At 71.0% G+C, this 17,901-nt stretch carries 19 protein-coding genes, 1 pseudogene and 1 riboswitch; of the genes and pseudogenes, 11 read left to right on the forward strand and 9 right to left on the reverse strand.

Translation table 11 applies throughout. The annotated features are described in order from the left end of the window. Both ACWEOW_RS17795 and ACWEOW_RS17800 read left to right on the forward strand, forming a co-directional pair. Positions 1–255: pseudogene (locus ACWEOW_RS17795) on the forward strand (hypothetical protein); the annotation flags it as partial. A 199-nt stretch (positions 256–454) separates the two neighbouring features. Further along, positions 455–1,321 (forward strand): SDR family oxidoreductase, encoded by an 867-nt coding sequence (locus ACWEOW_RS17800; protein ID WP_452270564.1) that lies wholly within the window; start codon positions 455–457, stop codon positions 1,319–1,321. Here ACWEOW_RS17800 and ACWEOW_RS17805 read toward each other — a convergent pair. After that, a complete protein-coding gene (locus ACWEOW_RS17805; protein ID WP_452270565.1) occupies positions 1,312–1,899 on the reverse strand; it encodes a DUF6529 family protein in 588 nt (195 codons plus the stop codon). The genes ACWEOW_RS17800 and ACWEOW_RS17805 overlap by 10 nt on opposite strands. A 73-nt stretch (positions 1,900–1,972) precedes the next feature. Between ACWEOW_RS17805 and ACWEOW_RS17810 the strand changes: the two genes are divergently transcribed. Continuing rightward, positions 1,973–2,494 carry a pyridoxamine 5'-phosphate oxidase family protein gene (locus ACWEOW_RS17810; RefSeq protein WP_452270566.1) on the forward strand — a complete coding sequence of 174 codons (522 nt, stop codon included), beginning with the start codon at positions 1,973–1,975 and terminating at the stop codon, positions 2,492–2,494. 28 nt (positions 2,495–2,522) lie between these two features. Here the strand turns inward: ACWEOW_RS17810 and ACWEOW_RS17815 are convergent, their stop codons facing one another. Further along, positions 2,523–2,810, reverse strand: coding sequence for a DUF1905 domain-containing protein (locus tag ACWEOW_RS17815; protein ID WP_452270567.1), 288 nt, complete (start codon positions 2,808–2,810; stop codon positions 2,523–2,525). A gap of 116 nt (positions 2,811–2,926) precedes the next feature. On the opposite strand from ACWEOW_RS17815, the gene ACWEOW_RS17820 reads away from it, so the two are divergent. From ACWEOW_RS17820 to ACWEOW_RS17835, 4 genes are all read left to right on the forward strand, one after another. Next, complete coding sequence (locus ACWEOW_RS17820) at positions 2,927–5,158, forward strand: SpoIIE family protein phosphatase (RefSeq protein WP_452270568.1); 2,232 nt, start codon at positions 2,927–2,929, stop codon at positions 5,156–5,158. Continuing rightward, positions 5,155–5,499, forward strand: coding sequence for an STAS domain-containing protein (locus ACWEOW_RS17825; protein WP_452270569.1), 345 nt, complete (start codon positions 5,155–5,157; stop codon positions 5,497–5,499). The genes ACWEOW_RS17820 and ACWEOW_RS17825 overlap by 4 nt, the downstream gene beginning before the upstream one ends. Before the next feature lie 71 nt (positions 5,500–5,570). Beyond that, entirely contained in the window at positions 5,571–6,152 is a 582-nt protein-coding gene (locus ACWEOW_RS17830) for a mycothiol transferase (RefSeq protein ID WP_452270570.1), read from the forward strand. Positions 6,153–6,339: 187 nt separating this feature from the next. After that, positions 6,340–6,951, forward strand: a complete 612-nt coding sequence (locus ACWEOW_RS17835; RefSeq protein WP_452270571.1) for a carboxymuconolactone decarboxylase family protein — start codon at positions 6,340–6,342, stop codon at positions 6,949–6,951. 131 nt (positions 6,952–7,082) lie between these two features. Here ACWEOW_RS17835 and ACWEOW_RS17840 read toward each other — a convergent pair whose 3' ends face one another. The 4 genes from ACWEOW_RS17840 to ACWEOW_RS17855 all read right to left on the reverse strand — a co-directional run bounded on the left by ACWEOW_RS17840 (position 7,083) and on the right by ACWEOW_RS17855 (position 11,023). Beyond that, positions 7,083–7,766, reverse strand: a complete 684-nt coding sequence (locus ACWEOW_RS17840; RefSeq protein WP_452270572.1) for a DsbA family oxidoreductase — start codon at positions 7,764–7,766, stop codon at positions 7,083–7,085. Positions 7,767–7,874: 108 nt separating this feature from the next. Continuing rightward, complete coding sequence (locus ACWEOW_RS17845; RefSeq protein ID WP_452270573.1) at positions 7,875–8,639, reverse strand: C40 family peptidase; 765 nt, start codon at positions 8,637–8,639, stop codon at positions 7,875–7,877. Between the two features lie 2 nt (positions 8,640–8,641). Continuing rightward, positions 8,642–8,803, reverse strand: a riboswitch (cyclic di-AMP (ydaO/yuaA leader). Positions 8,804–9,066: 263 nt separating this feature from the next. Further along, positions 9,067–9,762, reverse strand: a complete 696-nt coding sequence (locus ACWEOW_RS17850; protein ID WP_452270574.1) for an iron dependent repressor, metal binding and dimerization domain protein — start codon at positions 9,760–9,762, stop codon at positions 9,067–9,069. Between the two features lie 28 nt (positions 9,763–9,790). Continuing rightward, the gene (locus ACWEOW_RS17855) at positions 9,791–11,023 is read right to left on the reverse strand and encodes an MFS transporter (RefSeq protein ID WP_452270575.1); all 1,233 of its coding nucleotides are present in this window, start codon (positions 11,021–11,023) and stop codon (positions 9,791–9,793) included. Positions 11,024–11,138: 115 nt separating this feature from the next. Here ACWEOW_RS17855 and ACWEOW_RS17860 point away from each other — a divergent pair, with 115 nt between their 5' ends. After that, positions 11,139–12,296, forward strand: a complete 1,158-nt coding sequence (locus ACWEOW_RS17860) for a hypothetical protein (RefSeq protein ID WP_452270576.1) — start codon at positions 11,139–11,141, stop codon at positions 12,294–12,296. Positions 12,297–12,478: 182 nt separating this feature from the next. Here ACWEOW_RS17860 and pdxH read toward each other — a convergent pair whose 3' ends face one another. Then, a complete protein-coding gene (pdxH, locus tag ACWEOW_RS17865) occupies positions 12,479–13,180 on the reverse strand; it encodes a pyridoxamine 5'-phosphate oxidase (protein ID WP_452270577.1) in 702 nt (233 codons plus the stop codon). A 58-nt stretch (positions 13,181–13,238) separates the two neighbouring features. Here pdxH and ACWEOW_RS17870 point away from each other — a divergent pair, with 58 nt between their 5' ends. Continuing rightward, positions 13,239–13,643 carry a hypothetical protein gene (locus ACWEOW_RS17870; RefSeq protein ID WP_452270578.1) on the forward strand — a complete coding sequence of 135 codons (405 nt, stop codon included), beginning with the start codon at positions 13,239–13,241 and terminating at the stop codon, positions 13,641–13,643. A gap of 16 nt (positions 13,644–13,659) precedes the next feature. On the opposite strand, the gene ACWEOW_RS17875 is transcribed toward ACWEOW_RS17870, so the two are convergent. Next, positions 13,660–14,445, reverse strand: a complete 786-nt coding sequence (locus tag ACWEOW_RS17875) for a pentapeptide repeat-containing protein (protein ID WP_452270579.1) — start codon at positions 14,443–14,445, stop codon at positions 13,660–13,662. Positions 14,446–14,597: 152 nt separating this feature from the next. On the opposite strand from ACWEOW_RS17875, the gene serC reads away from it, so the two are divergent. Both serC and ACWEOW_RS17885 read left to right on the forward strand, forming a co-directional pair. Then, the gene (gene serC / locus ACWEOW_RS17880; RefSeq protein ID WP_452270703.1) at positions 14,598–15,722 is read left to right on the forward strand and encodes a phosphoserine transaminase; all 1,125 of its coding nucleotides are present in this window, start codon (positions 14,598–14,600) and stop codon (positions 15,720–15,722) included. Positions 15,723–15,916: 194 nt separating this feature from the next. Continuing rightward, a complete protein-coding gene (locus ACWEOW_RS17885; protein ID WP_452270580.1) occupies positions 15,917–17,233 on the forward strand; it encodes a hypothetical protein in 1,317 nt (438 codons plus the stop codon). A 9-nt stretch (positions 17,234–17,242) separates the two neighbouring features. On the opposite strand, the gene ACWEOW_RS17890 is transcribed toward ACWEOW_RS17885, so the two are convergent. Further along, positions 17,243–17,767 (reverse strand): ferritin, encoded by a 525-nt coding sequence (locus ACWEOW_RS17890; RefSeq protein ID WP_452270581.1) that lies wholly within the window; start codon positions 17,765–17,767, stop codon positions 17,243–17,245. Positions 17,768–17,901: the final 134 nt, after the last annotated feature.

Raw genomic sequence — 17,901 nt, forward strand, 5'->3', positions numbered from 1 at the left:
ACCACCCACCGCGACCCCGACATCGGCACCCTCACCTGGACCACCGCCGCCGGACGCACCTACACCACCCACCCCAAAGACTGGCTCGAACACCAACGGGCGACGCACTCAGCTGCCGATCCCGACCTGAGCGACGCGAGTGGAGATCCGGCGCGCGACCCTGCGGTCAAACGGTCATCAAGCCCGCCGGGCGGGCGCCCAGGGAGCGAGCGCCCGCATCACAGTCGAGCGCGCGACGAACCGCCGCCGTTTTAGCCGGGCAGGCCCGCAGGGAGCGAGCCCCAGCATCACAGTCGAGCGCACGACGAACCGCCGCCGTTCTAGCCGCTCCAAGCCGTCCAAGGCGCTCCAAGCCGTTCAAGGCCCGTCCAACACCGTCCAACGCCCGTCCAAGGCCCGGTCCAAGCCGTCCTGGCTCTTGTTCCGAACCTGCCCGTCTGACAACGTCGTCGTCATGGACACCGGCAGCGCCGACCTGCACGGCCGCACAGTTCTCGTCACAGGCGCGACCGGTGGGATCGGCCTCGCCACTGCAACCGGGCTCGCCGCACTCGGCGCGCGGGTCGGGATCGTCGGAAGGTCGTCGACGCGGCTGAGTGACGCCGTCGAATCCATCTCTCGCACAGCGCCATCCGCTCAAGTGGACATCTTCGAGGCCGACCTCTCAGCCCAGTCGGAAGTCCGCGCGCTGGCGGCTCAGGTGCGAGCGGCATACCCCCGACTCGACGTCCTGGTGAACAACGTCGGCGGCTACTGGGCCCACCGGCACGTCACCGCCGACGGTCTGGAGCACACCTTCGCGCTGAACCACCTCGCGCCCTTCCTGCTCACCGACGAGCTGCGCGACCTGCTCGTCGCGAGCGCCCCCTCGCGAGTCGTGAACGTGGCGTCGGCAGCCCAGGCCCTCGGCCGGATCAACTTCGACGACCTGCAGAGCGAGCGCTCCTACCGGGGTCAGCGTGTCTACAACCAGAGCAAGCTGGCCAACGTCCTGTTCACCTACGAGCTCGCCCGCCACCTCGAAGGCACCGGCGTCACGGCGAACGCCCTGCACCCAGGCGTCGTGGCCAGCGGCTACGGACGTGAGGACTCGGGTGTCGTCATGAAGTACCTTCAGCCCCTCGGCGCCCGGTTCCTCAAGTCGCCCGAGCAGGGCGCCGAGACCCCGATCTACCTGGCCAGCTCACCCGAGGTCCAAGGCATCAGCGGACTCTACTTCGTCAACCGCCGGCCGAAGCGGTCCTCCAAGGCCAGCTACGACCGTGACCTCGCGCGCCGGCTCTGGGACGTCAGCACCCAGCTCACGGCTGCTCACCCGTAGCCGCCGATGCCCGGCCAGCCCTTCGTGCTGATGTACCAGACCGCCGACGTCAGGACGACCACGACGAGCAGCGAGAACAACAGCCCGCCCGCGACCGGGAGGAACCACCCCGGGGCTCGCCGCGACCGCACCGCGACCACCTTGACGACGACCGCCCCGAAGACCGCGCAACCGAGCACCCCGTGGACCATGGTCCGCAGAGGAACCGGCGTGCCGTTGTGGAACGAACCCGTCTCCAGACCGAGCGCCCACAGGCAGTCGTAGGCCACGAGGATCGCCAGGACCACGGTGATGGTCCCGATGACGCGATGGGTCGGGCCGACCCACCCCGGCGCCGTGATCCCGAGCTTGCCGTACATGAGCAGAGCGCCGAGGAGCTGCAGCAGCACAAGCACCCCGATCACGCTGGTGAGCACGACCTTCATGTCGATGACGCTGCCGAATCCCAGCGTGATGGCGCCGTCGAGCTTCGGGTTGTGCACCTTCCCGAAGACCCCGAGCAGCAGGGCGAAGACCGCCCCGACCGCAAACGCCGTCAGCGGGACAGCCACGCTCCTGGGCGCATCCGTGTCCGCCATGGGTCCAGGATCCTCCGTGCCGGTTCCGCTCGGAGCCGTTTCGGAACTGGTCGCCGGACTACTCTGGTCAGACATGACCGATATGCCCCCTTCGGAGACCACGAACCTGGACCGCTACGGCGACCCGCCGCTGGACTGGGCCCGCGCCAAGGAGGCGATGTCGGGGCTCGCCTCCCCCGACTTCACCTACTTCCTCGGCACGTCACGGCGTGACGGCACGCCGCACGCGGCAGGCATCGGCGCCCAGTGGCTGGACGGCGACCTGTACTTCACGAGCAACCTGTCCGCCCGCAAGGCCCGCGACATCGCGGAGCGTGCCGAGTGCACGATCTCGGTTCGCCTCCCCGGGATCGACCTCGTGCTCGACGGCGTTGCCGCGCGCGTCGACGACCCGGAGACCCTCGAGCGGGTCGCGGCATGCTTCCGCGAGGGCGGGTGGCCGGCCCAGGTCGAGGCGGACGCCCTGACCGCGCCGTTCAGCGCACCGAGCGCCGGGCCTGCGCCGTGGCACCTCTTCCGGTTCACCTTCCACCAGGTCGTCGGGGTCGCAACCACCGAGCCGTATGGCGCGACGAGATGGCGGTTCCAGCGCTGAGGCCACGGGGCCCGAAGAGCCAGACCGCTCAGACGTCGATCCTCAGGTGCACCGTGACCGAGTCGTCGAGCTCGAGTCGCTCGGCTCGCCGCACGGCATCCTTCACCGGCACGAGAAACCTCCCGTCCTTGGGAAAGAGCGACGTGGTGAACTGCGTCGACCCGATGCGCGCCGTCACCGGGATGACCCCCCACCCGTAGGTCACCAGAGCCTTGAGGTCCTCGATCTGTTCCGACTCCGCATCCGGCACCGCGACGAAATGAAACGGTGACGGCCCCTTCCAGAAGAAGACGTCTCCGTCGAACTCGAAGTCCATCGGCTCAGAATAGGGACCGCGCCACGCCACGTCTCGCCCGATTCCTCGGCCCACGACACCCGCATTACCTACGCTGTGACCATGCTGCGTGGTGCGAGGCGCGCTCGCCCGGTGCGATGAACGCCGGCACGTCGGACACCTCGGGTCGGCCTCGCCTGCGCTCACACCTGCTCGCCCCGCCACCGGGCAGCCCCGGCGTCCCCACGACGCGAGCGCCGGCGGCATACCTGCGGCTCCTGGTCCTGGTCGCGGCCGCCTACTACCTCGGTGCCAGGCTGGGCCTCAACCTCTCGCTCGTCGACCGGAACGTGACGCCGCTGTGGCCGCCTACCGGGGTCGCCGTCGCCGCCTTCCTCATCTTCGGCCGGTCGCTCTGGCCTGCAGTGACTGTCGCTGCCTTCGCGATCAACCTTCCGATCAGCACGAGTGTCCTCGCGGCACTCGTCACGGCCGGAGGCAACACCGCCGCCCCGCTGGTCGCGGTGCTGCTGCTGCACCGTGTCGGCTTCCGGCGGCAGCTCGACACCCTGCGCGACGCCTTGGCGATCGTGTTCCTCGGAGCCCTTGTCAGCATGCTCGTGAGTGCCTCCGTCGGGGCGGCCACGCTGGCCGTGTCCGGCGGGATCGCCACCTCCGCGCTGCCGAGCGCCTTCGCCGTGTGGTGGACCGGCGACGCGATGGGCGTCCTCGTCGTCGCGCCGTTCCTGCTGTCGATCCCGCTGTTCTGGGAGGAGCAGCGCTGGACCATGTCGACCTGGCTCGAGGCCGGAGCCATCCTGGTCATCACGACAGGCGCGAGCCTCTGGGCGGCGACGTCGCATATGACGATCCTCTTCCTCGTCCTGCCCGTCGTCGGCTGGGCCTCGTGGCGGCTCCAGCTGCGCGGCGCGGCCCCCGCCGCCCTCATCGCCTCGCTCGTCGCGACCTGGGCGGCCGCCCACAAGCACGGGCCGTTCGCGGGGCGCACTCTCCTGGAGGAGATGTTCACGCTCCAGGCGTTCAACGCCTGCGTGGCCCTGACCTCGTTCCTCTTCGCTGCACTGGTCAGCCAGCGCATGCGTGCCGCCGCAGACCTCGCCGTGGCAGCGGCAGAGCTGGAGCAGCGCGTCACCGAGCGCACGGCCGAGCTGTCCGCGCTCAACGAGCTCCTGGTGCGTGAGATCAAGGAGCGGTCCGAGGCACAGCATCAGCTGACCCAGGAGGAGGCCCGCGCGCAGCGCGAGCACCAGATAGCCGAGACCCTCCAGCGCAGCCTGCTTCCCGAGCGGATCCCCCGTATGCCGGGTGTCGCCCTCGCGGCCAGGTACGTCCCAGCCTCGGCAGACGTGCAGGTCGGAGGTGACTGGTACGACATCGTGCAGCTGCCCGGGGGTCTCATCGGCCTCGCCATCGGCGACGTGGCCGGCCACGGTCTGGCTGCGGCCGCAACGATGGGTCAGCTCCGGATGGCGCTGCGGGCCTATGCGCTCCAGGACCCGGCGCCGGCGTCGGTCATGAGCGGCGTGCACCAGCTCGCCAGCCAGCTGCCGATGCCCGAGATGGCGACGCTGCTCTACCTCCTCTACGACCCGACCACCCGTCAGCTCCGTTACACGAACGCCGGCCACCCCCCTGCCCTCGTCTTCGACGCGAAGCGCAGCACCTTCCTCAGACGGGCCCTCGGGCCGCCGATCGGGGTCACGGCCGACCCCAGCTATCTGGAGGCCACCTACGACCTGCCCCCCGGCGCGACGGTGCTGCTGTACACCGATGGCCTCGTCGAACGGCGCGGAAAATCCATCTGGGCGGGACTGGCGCGCCTACGCAGCGAGGTCGAACCCACCGCTGCCCCGCAGGACGTCGACGTGCAGGACGCGACGGACCTCGACGCGCTCTGCGACCGGCTGCTCTCGACCATCCTCGACCAGCACCACGTCGCGGACGACGTCGCCCTCGTGGCGATGCGGCCACAGTCGTCCATCGGCGGTCCGTTGCACATCAACCTCCCCGCCGAGGCGCGCATGCTCGCTCACATGCGCGTTGCCATACGACGATGGCTTCGTGAGCTCGACGTCGCCGGATCCGACGTGAACGACATCCTGGTGGCGTGCAGCGAGGCGTGCTCGAACGTCGTCCAGCACGCCTACGGCCCCAAGCCCGGCGACATGGACGTGTCGGCCAGCCTCGACGGCGGGTCGCTCGAGCTGGTCGTGCGCGACACGGGCCGCTGGCGCCCGGCGGCCGGGCGAGGCGGCGGGTGGGGCCTGCAGCTCATGCGGGCCCTGATGGACTCGGTCGAGGTGGAGCAGGCACCCGAAGGCACCGAAGTGAGGATGCGGCGCCGCGTCCAGATCGGAGAGGGCACATGAACGACCTGGCCAGTGTCGAGGCACGCGACGTCGTCGGCGCGCGCCTCGTCCAGATCATCGGCGAGATCGACCTGTCGAACGCCGCCGACGTGATGGATGCCGTCACCCGAGCCATCCCCGACGACACACCGTTGGTCGTACTCGACCTCAGCGGCACCACCTACCTCGACAGCACCGGGATCGAGATGATCTTCCGGCTGGCCGACCGGCTGCGCCTGCGCCGGCAGGACCTGCGCCTCGTCGTGCCACCCCGTGCCCCGATCCGTGCGGTCCTCGAGCTGACCAAGGTCGACCATGCCATCCCCATCCAGGACTCGATCGTCACCTCGACGGACGACTGAGCGCCAAAGCAACCGCCGGATCCGCGGGGTTCAGGCCGCCGACCGTCCGGAACACGCCCTAGCGTGGCGTCATGACCACTACCGAGATCCCGTGGGAACCGCCCGTCGCAGCCACCGAGGCCGAGCAGCTCATCGGCTCGCTCGACCGGCTCCGGACCACCTTCCGCTTCAAGGCCGACGGGCTCGACTCGGCCGGCCTCAACACGACCCTCGCCACGTCGACGTTGACGCTCGGCGGCCTGCTCAAGCACCTCGCCGCGATGGAGGACTACGCCACCACGCACAAGCTGGCGGGCGAGCCGCTCGGAGCGCCGTGGGACGCCTTCGGCTGGGACGGGTCCAACGACTGGGAGTTCGAGTCGGCCGCGGACGACACCCCGCAGCAGCTCTACGAGCTCTACGACGGAGCGGTCGACCGCGCTCGGGCGCGGATGGCCGCGGCCCTGGCCGACGGCGGGCTCGACCACGTCGTCCACGCCTCCGATGACCGGGGGCACGCGAACTTGCGCCGGCTCGTCCTCGATCTGATCGAGGAGTACGGGCGCCACACCGGTCACGCAGATCTCATCCGCGAGGCCGTCGACGGCCGGGTCGGCGAGGACCCTGACCCGGGCTGGCGCCCCCGGTCAGGCCACTTCCGGTTCCACGCCTGACGGCGCCCCGCCCTCCCACACCACAACACGCCGGACCACGCGGCACCACGCCGCACCACACTGCAACACACCGGGCAGTCGCAAACGACGACGGCAACAACCGTCATGGTTGACGGCTACCCGGTGTGTTGTGAGGCAGGCGTGGGACGATGAGGCGGCCACAGCGGCATACCGACGGAGCGAGCACATGGCACAGGACCCGATCGCCCACGGCTTCCTCACCGAGCCGGAGATCACGCCCGAGATCCAGGCGTCCTACGACAGCGACGTGACCGACCACGGCTACGTCATGAACCTCACCCGGGTGTGGGCCCATTCGCCGACCGCGCACGACAAGCTGTTCGGCCTGGTCGCCGACGCGGTCGAGCTCGGCGGCCTGACGTTCCGACAGCGGGGCGTCCTCATCGCCGCGATGGCCTCGACGGTCGGCGACTCCTACTGCTCGCTGGCGTGGGGCAACCGCCTGGCCACGGCCGCCGGCGAGGACGTCGCCGGCGCGGTGCTACGCCACGAGGACGAGCCCCTCGACCCCGCAGACCGCGCCCTTGCGGTGTGGGCTCGCACCGTCGCCCGCGACGCGAACGACACGACCGCCGCCGACCTCGATCCGCTGCGCGAGGCCGGGTTCGACGACCAGCAGATCTTCGCGATCACGCTCTTCGTCGCGCTGCGCCGGGCCTTCTCCATGGTCAACGACGCCCTCGGGCCGCAGCCCGACCGGCAGCTGCGCGACGCCGCCTCCGCGCCCGTCAACGACGGGGTCACCTTCGGGCGGCCGGCCGCCGACACGCTGTCCTGAGGTGGTTCGGCGCGCGTCGCGCCTGGACTGACGAGCGAAGCGAGCGCCAGCGAGCGAGTCGAGGAGGGAAGGCGTGACGTGAAGGCGCGCCGAACCCGGCGAGCGGAGCGAGCCCGTGTAATGGCCGCAGGCTAGATCGTCTGGGTCGCGACGCCTCGCAGCAGGGCGAGGTAGTCGTCGGTGGCGCGCGCACCCGACAGCGCGGCATACCCGTTGGCCAGGACGAACGGTGTCGCCGTGACGCCCATCGACCGCGCGACCTCCTCGTCGGTGCGCACGTCGTCGGCGTACTCGTCCGATGCCAGGACCGCTGCAACCCGCCGCTCGTCGAGCCCGCACTCGGCGCCAAGGCGCTGCAGCACCTCGTGGTCGTCGATGGGCAGCCCCTCGCGGAAGTGCGCCGCGAGGAACCGCTCGGTCGCGGCGGAGCGAAGGTGCGGACCTCCCAGCTCGGCCGCGAGTGCACACAGCCGGTGCGCGTCGAACGTGTTGGCCCGGACCGCCCGGTCCCAGTCGAAGACGATGTCGTCGGCCACCGCCACCTCGCTCGCGTGGGAGTTCATCAGCCGCCCGGCGTCCGCGTCGCCGCCGTGCTTGGCGCCGAGGTGGTCGGCCACCGGCACCGAGCCGCCCACGGGCAGGTCGGGGTCGAGCTCGAACGAGCGCAGCCGCACCGTGACGTCGTGCGGGCGCTCGAACGCGGCGATCGCGTGCTCGACGCGGCGCTTGGCGATCCACGACCACGGGCACACGAGGTCTGCCCAGAACTCCAGCTCGACGAGTGTCGTGGACTCGGCTGCAGGCTGGTCGGTCATCAGATCAGTCAACCACGGCGGCTGGGGAGCCGCCGGACCGCGCCGGCCCGAAAAGCACTGCGCCCCCACCGTTCCCGGTGAGGGCGTGAGCGCATGTGGAGGGGGAGATCAGAATCGGCCGTACCCGGACGGCGTCGTCCAGATGGAGTGGTTGCCGATCGTGGTGCCGGAGTGCTGCGCGTCGATCATGCGGCCCGGGCTCACGTAGATGCCCACGTGGTATGCCGGGTAGCCGAAGAAGACGAGGTCGCCCGGCTGCGGGTTGCTCACCCGGGTGGCGGCGGCCTGCTGCTGCGAGGCGGTGCGGGGGATCGAGATGCCGGCCTGGCGGTAGACGTACGACGTGAAGCCGGAGCAGTCGAAGCCCGACGGGCTCGAGCCGCCGTAGACGTAGGGGATGCCGAAGAGCGACTGCGCGATCCCGACGATGCCGGAAGCGCTCTGCGTCGGGTTGGACAGGGCGGTGCGGGCCGTCGAGCGGCTCGCACGAGCAGCTTCGGCGCGGCGCTCGGCGGCGACCTTGGCGGCCTTCTCGTCAGCGCGGGCCTGCTTGACCTGGATGTCCTCGATGACGACGGGCCTCACGTTGGCCGGCTTGACGCTGACCTTGGCAAAACCGATGGAGGACAAGGCATTCGACGCCGTCAACGTGCCGGTCTGCGGACCGACGGCCGAGGGCGCTGCGACGACACTGCTCGCACCGTCGGCTGCGTTCGCAGGGTTCGCGAACGTTGCGACGAGGCCACCCGAGGCCGCCACGATCGCGGCACCCTTCACGGCGGGCTGAGCAGACTCCTTGGCGATCATCTTGAGCTCGGAGATCGCGTTGAATCGACCGGGTGCGCGGTGGCGACCGGGAACGTTCTGAGCCACGTTTGACCTCTCGACGCCTGCGAGGTGAGCTGTCGGGTTCGGGCTGGAGGTACTGCCCGGCCTTCGCTCGGACCGGTTGGTCCGTTGGAGGGCTTCACCCCAAGGACGTCTCACGACGCCCGGGTAGGTGGGTCCCCCGCTCCTGCCATGCGGTTTCGTGCTGAGCCCCGGATCGATGGCAGGACTAGGCGGTTCGACCCAAGACACTTGCCCGACGGGGAGAGCAAGCGACGCCCACCGTACCCAAGTCCGGAGGGCTTGTCACCCTGTGGCTCACCAAAGTCAAAAGATTTACGAACTGATGCGGACGACACAGCCCAGGACGGCACAATTCACCCGCAGTGATCCGGACATAACATGACGACACCGCCACGGACCGAGGACCCGGGGAATACACCCCCGGACGGCCCGGCACACGGCCCCGCGCTCAGGCGGCCTGGCAGTAGACGTGGACCGCGACGTCCTCAGGCAGCGACACGGCCGTCTCGGCCTCGCTGCCCTCCCGGACGGCCACGACGCGGCCTCCCTCGCGGACCACCTCGACCCGAGCGCCCGGCACCACCCCGGCGCTCGTGAGCAGTGCGAGCGCCTCCGGATCGACCTGCACCGGCTCGCCGATGCGGCGGATCGTCACGATCGCCGGCCGGTCCGTGACCACCAGGGTCAGGGCAGTGAGGCCCGTGAGGAAGTCCTCGTCCTGCTGGAGGCCGAGCTCCTCGAGTCCGGGGATCGGGTTGCCGTAGGGCGACTCCAGGCCCTCGCCGATGAGGCCGAGGATCTTGCGCTCGACCTTCTCGGACATGACGTGCTCCCAGCGACAGGCCTCGTCGTGGGCGTACTCCCACTCGAGCCCGATGACGTCCACGAGCAGCCGCTCGGCCAACCGGTGCTTGCGCATGACCCGCGTGGCGAGCAGCCGGCCGTGGTCGGACAGCTCAAGGTGGCGGTCTCCCGACACGGCCACGAGGCCGTCACGCTCCATCCGGGCCACGGTCTGCGACACCGTGGGGCCGGAGTGGCCGAGGCGCTCAGCGATCCGGGCCCGGAGCGGGACGATGCCCTCCTCCTCGAGCTCGTAGATCGTCCGGAGATACATCTCGGTGGTGTCGATCAGGTCCGTCACGGTCATACCTTCTCAGAATCGTCAGGCGTCAGGGAGCACCCGCAACGGGGCTCCGGGTCGGGTCGTGCCGAGGGACCCACACACGCAGCCACCCTGCCCCGACGAACGCTCCGAGGCCGAGGACGACCGACGAAGCGCCGAGGGACATGATGGCGGTCAGTGCTGACAACGTCAGCGGCCCCGCCGCCCTTCCCAGGTCGGCGAAGAGCCGCCAGCCCCCGAGGAACTGGGACCGTCCCTGGACCGGCGACGCGTCGGCTCCGAGCGTCATGATCAGGCCCGCCCCGAGCCCGTTGCCGATGCCGAGGACGGTGGCGACCGCCGTCACCGCCACCAGCGTCGTCGCGAGCGGCAGCAGGAGCATTCCGGCCCCCAGCACGACCATGCTCGGCACCGCCGCGGCCACTCGGCCGAAGCGGTCCATGAGCCATCCGGACGGGTAGAACAGCACCATGTCGAGAGCGCCGGCGACGCCGAAGACGAGTGACGTCTGGGCGGGTGACAACCCGACCGACTCGGCCCACAGCGGCACGACGGCCTCCCTGATCGCGCGAGCCCCGGCCACCGCCATGGCGCCGGTCCCGAGCGTGAGCAGGACGTGCCGGTGTTCGAGCAGGACCGACATGACCGAGCGGTGCGTCTGCCCCACGGGCAGCCGGTGGGAACCCGACGTGATGTCGGGTGCCACGAGCACGAGGACGAACGCCGCGATGCTCGCAAAACCACCCACGACGTATGCCGCCTCGATCCCCCACCGCGCCACGACGAACGACCCGGCGAACGGGCCGAGGAACGAGCCGATCCGGCTCACGCCGCCGAGAGTCGACAGCGCACGGGCCCGCATCGCGACCGGGACCGCCTCGGTGAGGTAGGTCTGCCGGGCGAGGCCGAAGAGGGACCCGGCCAGGCCGATGATGAGCACGCCGGCGAAGAGCATCGCCAGTCCCCCGGCCAGCGCCGCGACGAGCATGCCGACGGCCTCGACCACTGCCGCGACGAGCAGGGCGCGGCGCTCGCCGATGCGGGCCGCGAGGGCCCCGGACGGGAGGTCGCCGACCAGCTGTCCCACTCCCAGGGCCGCGACGAGCAGGGCCGCGAGGCCGACCGAGGCTCCCAGCCCGCGCGCCGACACCGCGATGATCGGTGCGACCGCGCCGGCTCCGATGGACCCGAGCAGGGTCGGCCCGTACGCCGAGAGGGCGACCGCGCGCAGGCTCTGGCGTCGGTCGCCGGCGCCCGTGCCTCCCCGAATCTCGGTCACGCCACAGGACCCTAACGATTGGGTTTCTGCGGTGGCTGCCCCGACCAGCCGACGAAACCATGGGCACGTGACCTGGATCCAGCGGGCGAGCAGACCGCGGGCGGTGGAGGTGGCGGTGGCAGCAGATGCCCCCGCGACCACCTTCCGGCTGCTCTCCGGGGTCACCGCTCGGCTGCGCGCCGGAGCGGCGCCGATGAGCGGTCAGGAGACCCTCGGACCAGACCATGAGGACGGCTCCGTCGATGGTGCCGACCGCCCACGGACCCTGGCCCTGCTCATGCTGGGCGTGGCGGCCGCGGCCCTGCTGATCTCCCTCGGTGCGCCGATCCCCACCGTCGTCATCGGGTTGGTCCTCTTCGGCGTCCTGCACAGCTTCCTCGAGATCCGCTACCTCACCGGGCGGTTCTCCAGCATCCTCAGCCGGTCCTTCCTCGAGCTGCTTGCGGCCCTCGTGACGTGCGTCGTCATCTGCCGCCTGCTCGTCCCGGTCCTCGGCCGGCCCGCCGAGCTCGCCGAGATCGCGCTCGGCTACACGGTCCTCGCGGTCGGCGCCCAGCGCGGGCTCTCGGGCGGTCGCAAGGTGGCGGTCTGGGTGGCGCTCGTCCCAGCGGCCGTCGCGTCACTGGTCTGGCCGGCATACCACGTCGTCGTCCTTGCCCAGCTGCACGGCCTCGTGCCCCTCGTCTTCCTCTGGGAGTGGGCCACCCGCATCCGGTCGGTGACGCGGCGCCGCCTGTTCCGGGCGGCGCAGGTCGTGTGGGCCGTCGGGGTGCCGCTGGTGATCCTGCTCGGCGCGTTCGACGGCTGGCTGTCGGCCGACCCCGGCATCGTGCGCAGCCTCGTCGGCGACGGCGCCCACGTGGTTGCCGCAACTGCGCCGCCGGGCGAGGTGGGCACGCTCGTGGGCCTGCGACTCGTCACGGTCTTCGCCTTCCTGCAGACGATGCAGTACGTCGTCTGGGTCGCCTTCATGCCGCGCTACGCGCAGGACGCGTCGGCGGCCTTCGAGGCGCGCGTGCCATGGCTCACGGGGGCTCGGCTGTGGGCGGTCGGTTTCATCGTCGCTGCGCTGTTCGCCGTGATCTTCGTCCTCGACTACACCCAGGGACGCACGCTGTATGCCGCCCTGGCGAGCTACAGCGGGTACCTCGAGTTCCCGGTGCTGCTCGCTCTCCTCGTCGGTGGCTACCGGCTGGGCGACGCGGCTGCGAGCGGGGGCGGCGGAAAAGGCCTTGCCGCCCCGTTCGGACTCGACGTACGGTCGAGGGACTGAGCCAAGAAGGGAGGTGGTCCGAGAAGTGATTTCTTCCGGGACGTGTGAGGTGGCCACGCGCTAGTCGCGTCCACCACCCTCACCCAAGGATGAGGCAGGGCAGTCCGGTCTAGAACGGGCTGCCCTGTTCCCTTGCCCACCTCTTTCTGCGAACCGCGCGCAGCGTCCGCGCCCGGTTGGGGTCAGGGCTGCAGGCGTGACCGCGTCCAGGCAGCGGCCTCGGCCAGGTCCCCGTCGCCTGTCCGGCGGAACACGATCCGGTCGTGCAGCCGGTTGGCGCGCCCGGCCCAGAACTCGACCTCGTCGCAGACGACCCGCCATCCTCCCCAGAAGTCCGGCACGGGCACGTCGTCGGCGGACCCCGTGTCCGGGAACCGCGCCATCGCCTCGGCCCACTTGCGCTCGAGCTCAGCCCGGTCCGCCGCCGGCCGCGACTGGTCCGACGCCCACGCGGACAGGCGGGCGCCGTAGGGCCGAGTGGCGAAGTACGCCTCGACCTCGTCGCGCCCGACCGGCACGGCGGCGCCGCGGAAGCGGATCGCGCGGTAGAGCGCCGGCCAGGTCAGCGACGCGGCGATGCGCGGGTTGGCTCGGAGCTCGAGGCTCTTGCTCGACTCCAGGTTCGTGACGAAACCCGGCCCGCGCTCGTCGAAGAAGCGCATGAGCACGGTGCGGACGTTCGGCGCGCCGGAGGCATCGGCCGTGGCCACCGACAACGCCGTCGGCTCGGCCACGTCGTCTCGCTGGGCGGCCTCGGCGATCGCGGTGTCGACCCAGGCCCTCGCCTGGAGGTACGGAGACGCAGCGACCTCCGACTCGGCCAGGCCGTCGCCCGCGTAGTCGTGTCGGGGCAGCAGGGGTCTTCCGGGAGCCGTTCCGTCCATGCGTTCAGACTAGGGTGGAGGCAGCCCGGACGGACGCGGGCCTTAAGGAGTACGACGGATGGCAGGCAAGGGCAAGGCCGCGGTGACGGTCGTCAAGCTCGGCGTCAAGTACGGCCCCCAGATCTGGATCGCCACCCAGGCGCTGCACGGGCCGGCGAAGGAAGCCGTCAACAAGGCCGTCTCGAGCGAGCGCGCCCGGCGCCAGGCGATGGCGCACGCGACGTCGCTGGCCGACGGCAGCATCCTCAAGGTCTACAAGGGCGACCAGGCGCTGTGGGTCGTCTTCAGCGGCGACGAGACCGTCACCGTCTACCCACCCACGGACATGCCGCTCAGCGTTCTCATCGAGCGGGCCGACCTGACCAAGCGGATCCGTCCCGAGGACAAGCTCAAGGCGCGGGACCGCGCCAAGGATGCCGCGACCGCCGCGCTGCGGCGCGCCAAGCCGAACCAGATCAACTGACCTCGCGACCCCCCGGCTAGTCCGCGATCGCAATCCCGAACTCGGCGGCGAGTGCGTCGGCGAGGTCGATGACCTGCGGCCGGCTCAGGGTCGCGCCCTTGAGCCCGGCCAGGCCACGCGGCGCCCGCAGCGTGGCCCCCGACAGGTCCAGACCGGCATACTTCCCTCGGCCGAAGGTGGGCTCGACGAGGGTGCAGCCCTCGAAGGTCAGCCCGGCGACCGTGGCCTCGGTGAGGTCGAGCTCGACCACGACGCAGTCGACGAAGGCGACGTCCTTGAGGCTTGCGCCGCGCAGGTTGAGGAAGTCCACCTTCCCCCCGCGAACGGTGACGTCGCGCCAGGTCGAGGCCCAGGCGGACACGGCGGCCAGGCGGCAGCCGTCGAGGGTCGTCTCGACGAGACTGGCGTCGGACAAGGCCACCCCGACCCCGTGGACGCGCTCCCACTCGCACTCGGACCAGCGCGACCCCTCCAGATGAGCGTCGTCCAGCCGGCAGCCGACCAGCGAGCACTCGAGGAACGCCGCGTTCTCGGCATGTGCTCCGGCGAAGTCGGTCTCCTCGAAGCGGATCGAGTCGTGGTGCTGGTGGCGCGAGGCGTACACCGGCTCGGTGAACGCGGTCTGGTCGGCGGCGGACGGCATACGCCAGAGTCTGTCAGCCGCCGCCGACGCGGCGGGATCACCCGGATGCGACTCCTCGAAGCGACGCACCCAGGTCTTGGCGTCGCTCGCGGCCGGGCGGTCGACGAGTCCAGGCCCGAGTGACGCCGATGAGATGACGCGCGAGATGTGGTTGTCCACACATCGAGCAGCGGTGTCCAAGGGGTGGGCATCTGAGGTTCAATGGGCGCGGTGACAACGGCGTCATCCGCCATCAACACGCCTGCCACATGCTCGTAACGTGGCCGCATTCCCCAAGGTGAAACCCCGTGACCGAAGTCCCGACCGCCACCGTGTCGACGCCCATCACCATCCCCGCTGACCTGCTGCCGGCCGACGGCCGGTTCGGCTCCGGACCCTCGAAGGTCCGGCCCGAGCAGGTCGACTACCTCAGCTCGCTGGGACGCACGGTCCTGGGCACCTCCCACCGCCAGGCCCCCGTCAAGAACCTCGTCGGCGAGGTGCGCAGCGGCCTGCGCGACCTGTTCAGCCTGCCGTCCGACTACGAGATCATCCTCGGCAACGGCGGCTCGACGGCCTTCTGGGACATCGCCGCGTTCGGACTCGTGCGCGACCGCGCCCAGCACCTCGCATTCGGCGAGTTCTCGAGCAAGTTCGGCAACGTCACGAAGGCGGCGCCGTTCCTCGGCGAGCCGACCATCATCAAGGCAGAGCCGGGCACGCTGGCGACGCCGCAGGCCGAGGCAGGCGTCGACGTCTACGCCTGGCCGCACAACGAGACCTCGACGGGTGTCATGGCCCCGGTCAAGCGGGTCGAGGGCGCCGACGACGACGCGCTGGTCCTCGTCGACGCGACGTCCGGCGCCGGCGGCATCCCGGTGGACATCACCGAAGCCGACGTCTACTACTTCGCCCCGCAAAAGTGCTTCGCGTCCGACGGCGGGCTCTGGCTCGCTGCTTTCTCCCCCGCCGCGCTGGCTCGCGTCGAGGAGATCGCCGCGACCGGCCGCTGGGTGCCCGACTTCTTCAGCCTGCCGACCGCGATCGACAACTCGCTGAAGAACCAGACGTACAACACGCCGGCCATCTCGACGCTGGCGCTGCTCAACGCGCAGCTCAGGTGGATCCTCGCCAACGGCGGCCTCGACTGGGCCACGGCACGCACCAAGGACTCCAGCACGCGGCTCTACACGTGGGCCGAGCAGACGGCCTACACGACGCCGTACGTCGCCGACCCGGCCGCCCGCTCGCAGGTCGTCGGCACGATCGACTTCGACGACTCGATCGACGCCGCCGCGGTCGCCAAGGTGCTGCGCGCGAACGGCGTCGTCGACGTCGAGCCCTACCGCAAGCTCGGCCGTAACCAGCTGCGCGTCGCGATGTTCCCGGCCGTGGACCCCGACGACGTGAGCAAGCTGACGCAGGCCATCGACCACGTCGTCTCCGCACTGGCCTGACGAGCGCGCGCTGCCACCAGTCGAGTGGCCCCGTCGTCACACGGGTTTCTGCCCAGCGATGCCCTTCCTGGGTCGGGTGTGACAACGGGGCCACTCGAGCTGAGAAATGGGTGGCGCGCGTGACCTAGCTCCTGCTGCCTCGTTGTGCCTGACGGCCGCCTGCAACGGCGGAAGTCGCCCCACGAGGAGTCTCCATGGTCCGCATCGTCCGCGTGCGCGCCTCGGCGCGCCGTGCCGTCGCAGCCCTGCCCGTCCTCGCCCTGACCACCGCAGGCATCGCCTTCGCGGCGACCTCCGACGCACCGGTCGCCGGGTCGCTCAGCGTCCCCGAGCGCGCCATCACCCAGGCGGGCCGCGGATACCCGGAGGCCGGCCCCGCGCCCGCGCCGATGCAGCTCGCGCCGATCTACGAGACGTACACCCGGGACTGGCCCCGCGTCGACGTGCCCGCCGCAGCTCGGGACGCGCTCCGGGCCCTTGGCTCGCTCGCCCCGGTGCGCCTGGACGCGAACGGCATACCGTCCCTGGCGCTGGCGGCGTACCGTCACGCCGCCGACCTGCTCGGCACCGCCGACCCGGGCTGCGGCGTCGACTGGGCCCTGCTGGGCGCCATCGGACGGGTCGAGAGCAACCACGCGCGGTTCGGGGGCAACCTGCTGGACGCGGCCGGGGTCGCGCAGCCGGGGATCATCGGCATCGCCCTCGACGGAAGCAGGGGCACGGCCAGGATCACCGACACCGACCACGGCACGTACGACCGGGACACGGCCTTTGACCGCGCGGTCGGCCCGATGCAGTTCATCCCGACGACCTGGACGGTCGCCGGGCGCGACGGCGACGGTGACGGGGTCGAGAACCCGCAGAGCCTGAGCGACTCGGTGACGGCGGCCGGAGTCCTGCTGTGCTCCGGCGGCGCACAGCTGCGCGACCCGAGCCAGGCCTACCGCGCCGTGCTGCGCTACAACCACTCCGACGAGTACGCGCGCACCGTCCTGGCCATCGCCGACGCCTACCGTCGCGGCGTCACCGTCCTTCCGAGGAGCGCGCTCCCCGCCGCCCGGCCCGCCTCCGGGTCCGGCACCGCCACGCCCGATGGGTCCGGGTTCGGGTATGCCGGCACGCCGGGTCCCGAGGGCACCGCCGGCTCAGGCGCCCGCCCCGAACCGCGTCCGAGCGACAAGCCGGCGTCGCGACCGGCGTCGCGACCGGCCTCAGCGCCGTCGAGCACCCGACCGACGGAGACCGCGCCCGGCACCGGCCGGACCGGAGGCGGCATACCGGTGCCGTCGGTGCCCGGGCTGCCCCTGCCGACGCCTACGGCTCCCCGGCCCACCGTGCCGGAGACGCCGGTGCTCAGCGCGGAGGTGCGACGGCTGCTTGCCCTGCCCCACCTGCCCCTGCTGCCCGGGGACCCGAGCGACCTGGTGCGCGTGCTCGACCCCCTCAAGGCCGCGGTGGTGTGTGTGCTCGACGGAAAGGTCGTCGCCTGCCCGACCCGGCCCCTCGGCTGATCCCGCTCGTCAGGCTCCCGCGATCGGCGGGGCCGAGGCGTCGACACCCTCGGAGCCACCCTCGCGGCGGAGGTACTCCTCGATGTTCTCGACGTCGCCCTGGTTGCGCTCGACGATGGCCAGCAGGGCGTGCATCGAGCTGACCTCCTCGACCTGCTCCTTGATGAACCACTGCATGAACTGGTCGGAGGCGTAGTCGTGCTCCTCGCGCGCGACGGCCGTCAGGGCGTTGATCTGCTCGCTGACCCGCTTCTCCTGGGCGAGGGCCAGCCGGACGGGAGCCACGATGTCGCCGAAGTCGTTGCGCGGGGCGGCCACGCCGGGGATCTCGACCGTCGAGTCGGTGTCGAGGAGGTACCGGACCATCATCATCGCGTGGTCGCGCTCCTCGAGGGCCTGGCGGTAGAACAGCCCGGCGAGCTGCGGCATGGTCAGGCCGTCGAAGTAGACCGCGATCGCGACGTACTGCTGGTGCGCGGCGAACTCGTGTCCGATCTGCTCGTTGAGCAGGTCGACGAACCTCTTGGCTGCCATGGGGGTCTCCTCCGCGCTCTCGTACGACGCGCCTGCGTCACCGACCCCGTGCGACAGGGCCCGAGACCGGGCGTGCTGACGCCGCCATCTTACGGACGAGCCTCCGGTCAGCGATTGCGGATGGCGGCGATGAC

The organism is Monashia sp. NPDC004114 (assembly GCF_053603855.1).

Bases quoted from the DNA above. Each gene is read 5' to 3' on its own strand.
- ACWEOW_RS17830 (WP_452270570.1), top strand. From the start codon at position 5,571: ATGACCACTACCGAGATCCCGTGGGAACCGCCCGTCGCAGCCACCGAG.
- ACWEOW_RS17820 (WP_452270568.1), top strand. From the start codon at position 2,927: ATGAACGCCGGCACGTCGGACACCTCGGGTCGGCCTCGCCTGCGCTCA.
- ACWEOW_RS17805 (WP_452270565.1), bottom strand. From the start codon at position 1,899: ATGGCGGACACGGATGCGCCCAGGAGCGTGGCTGTCCCGCTGACGGCG.
- ACWEOW_RS17870 (WP_452270578.1), top strand. From the start codon at position 13,239: ATGGCAGGCAAGGGCAAGGCCGCGGTGACGGTCGTCAAGCTCGGCGTC.
- pdxH (WP_452270577.1), bottom strand. From the start codon at position 13,180: ATGGACGGAACGGCTCCCGGAAGACCCCTGCTGCCCCGACACGACTAC.
- ACWEOW_RS17835 (WP_452270571.1), top strand. From the start codon at position 6,340: ATGGCACAGGACCCGATCGCCCACGGCTTCCTCACCGAGCCGGAGATC.
- ACWEOW_RS17815 (WP_452270567.1), bottom strand. From the start codon at position 2,810: ATGGACTTCGAGTTCGACGGAGACGTCTTCTTCTGGAAGGGGCCGTCA.
- ACWEOW_RS17825 (WP_452270569.1), top strand. From the start codon at position 5,155: ATGAACGACCTGGCCAGTGTCGAGGCACGCGACGTCGTCGGCGCGCGC.
- ACWEOW_RS17840 (WP_452270572.1), bottom strand. From the start codon at position 7,766: ATGACCGACCAGCCTGCAGCCGAGTCCACGACACTCGTCGAGCTGGAG.
- ACWEOW_RS17885 (WP_452270580.1), top strand. From the start codon at position 15,917: ATGGTCCGCATCGTCCGCGTGCGCGCCTCGGCGCGCCGTGCCGTCGCA.
- ACWEOW_RS17890 (WP_452270581.1), bottom strand. From the start codon at position 17,767: ATGGCAGCCAAGAGGTTCGTCGACCTGCTCAACGAGCAGATCGGACAC.
- ACWEOW_RS17810 (WP_452270566.1), top strand. From the start codon at position 1,973: ATGACCGATATGCCCCCTTCGGAGACCACGAACCTGGACCGCTACGGC.
- ACWEOW_RS17800 (WP_452270564.1), top strand. From the start codon at position 455: ATGGACACCGGCAGCGCCGACCTGCACGGCCGCACAGTTCTCGTCACA.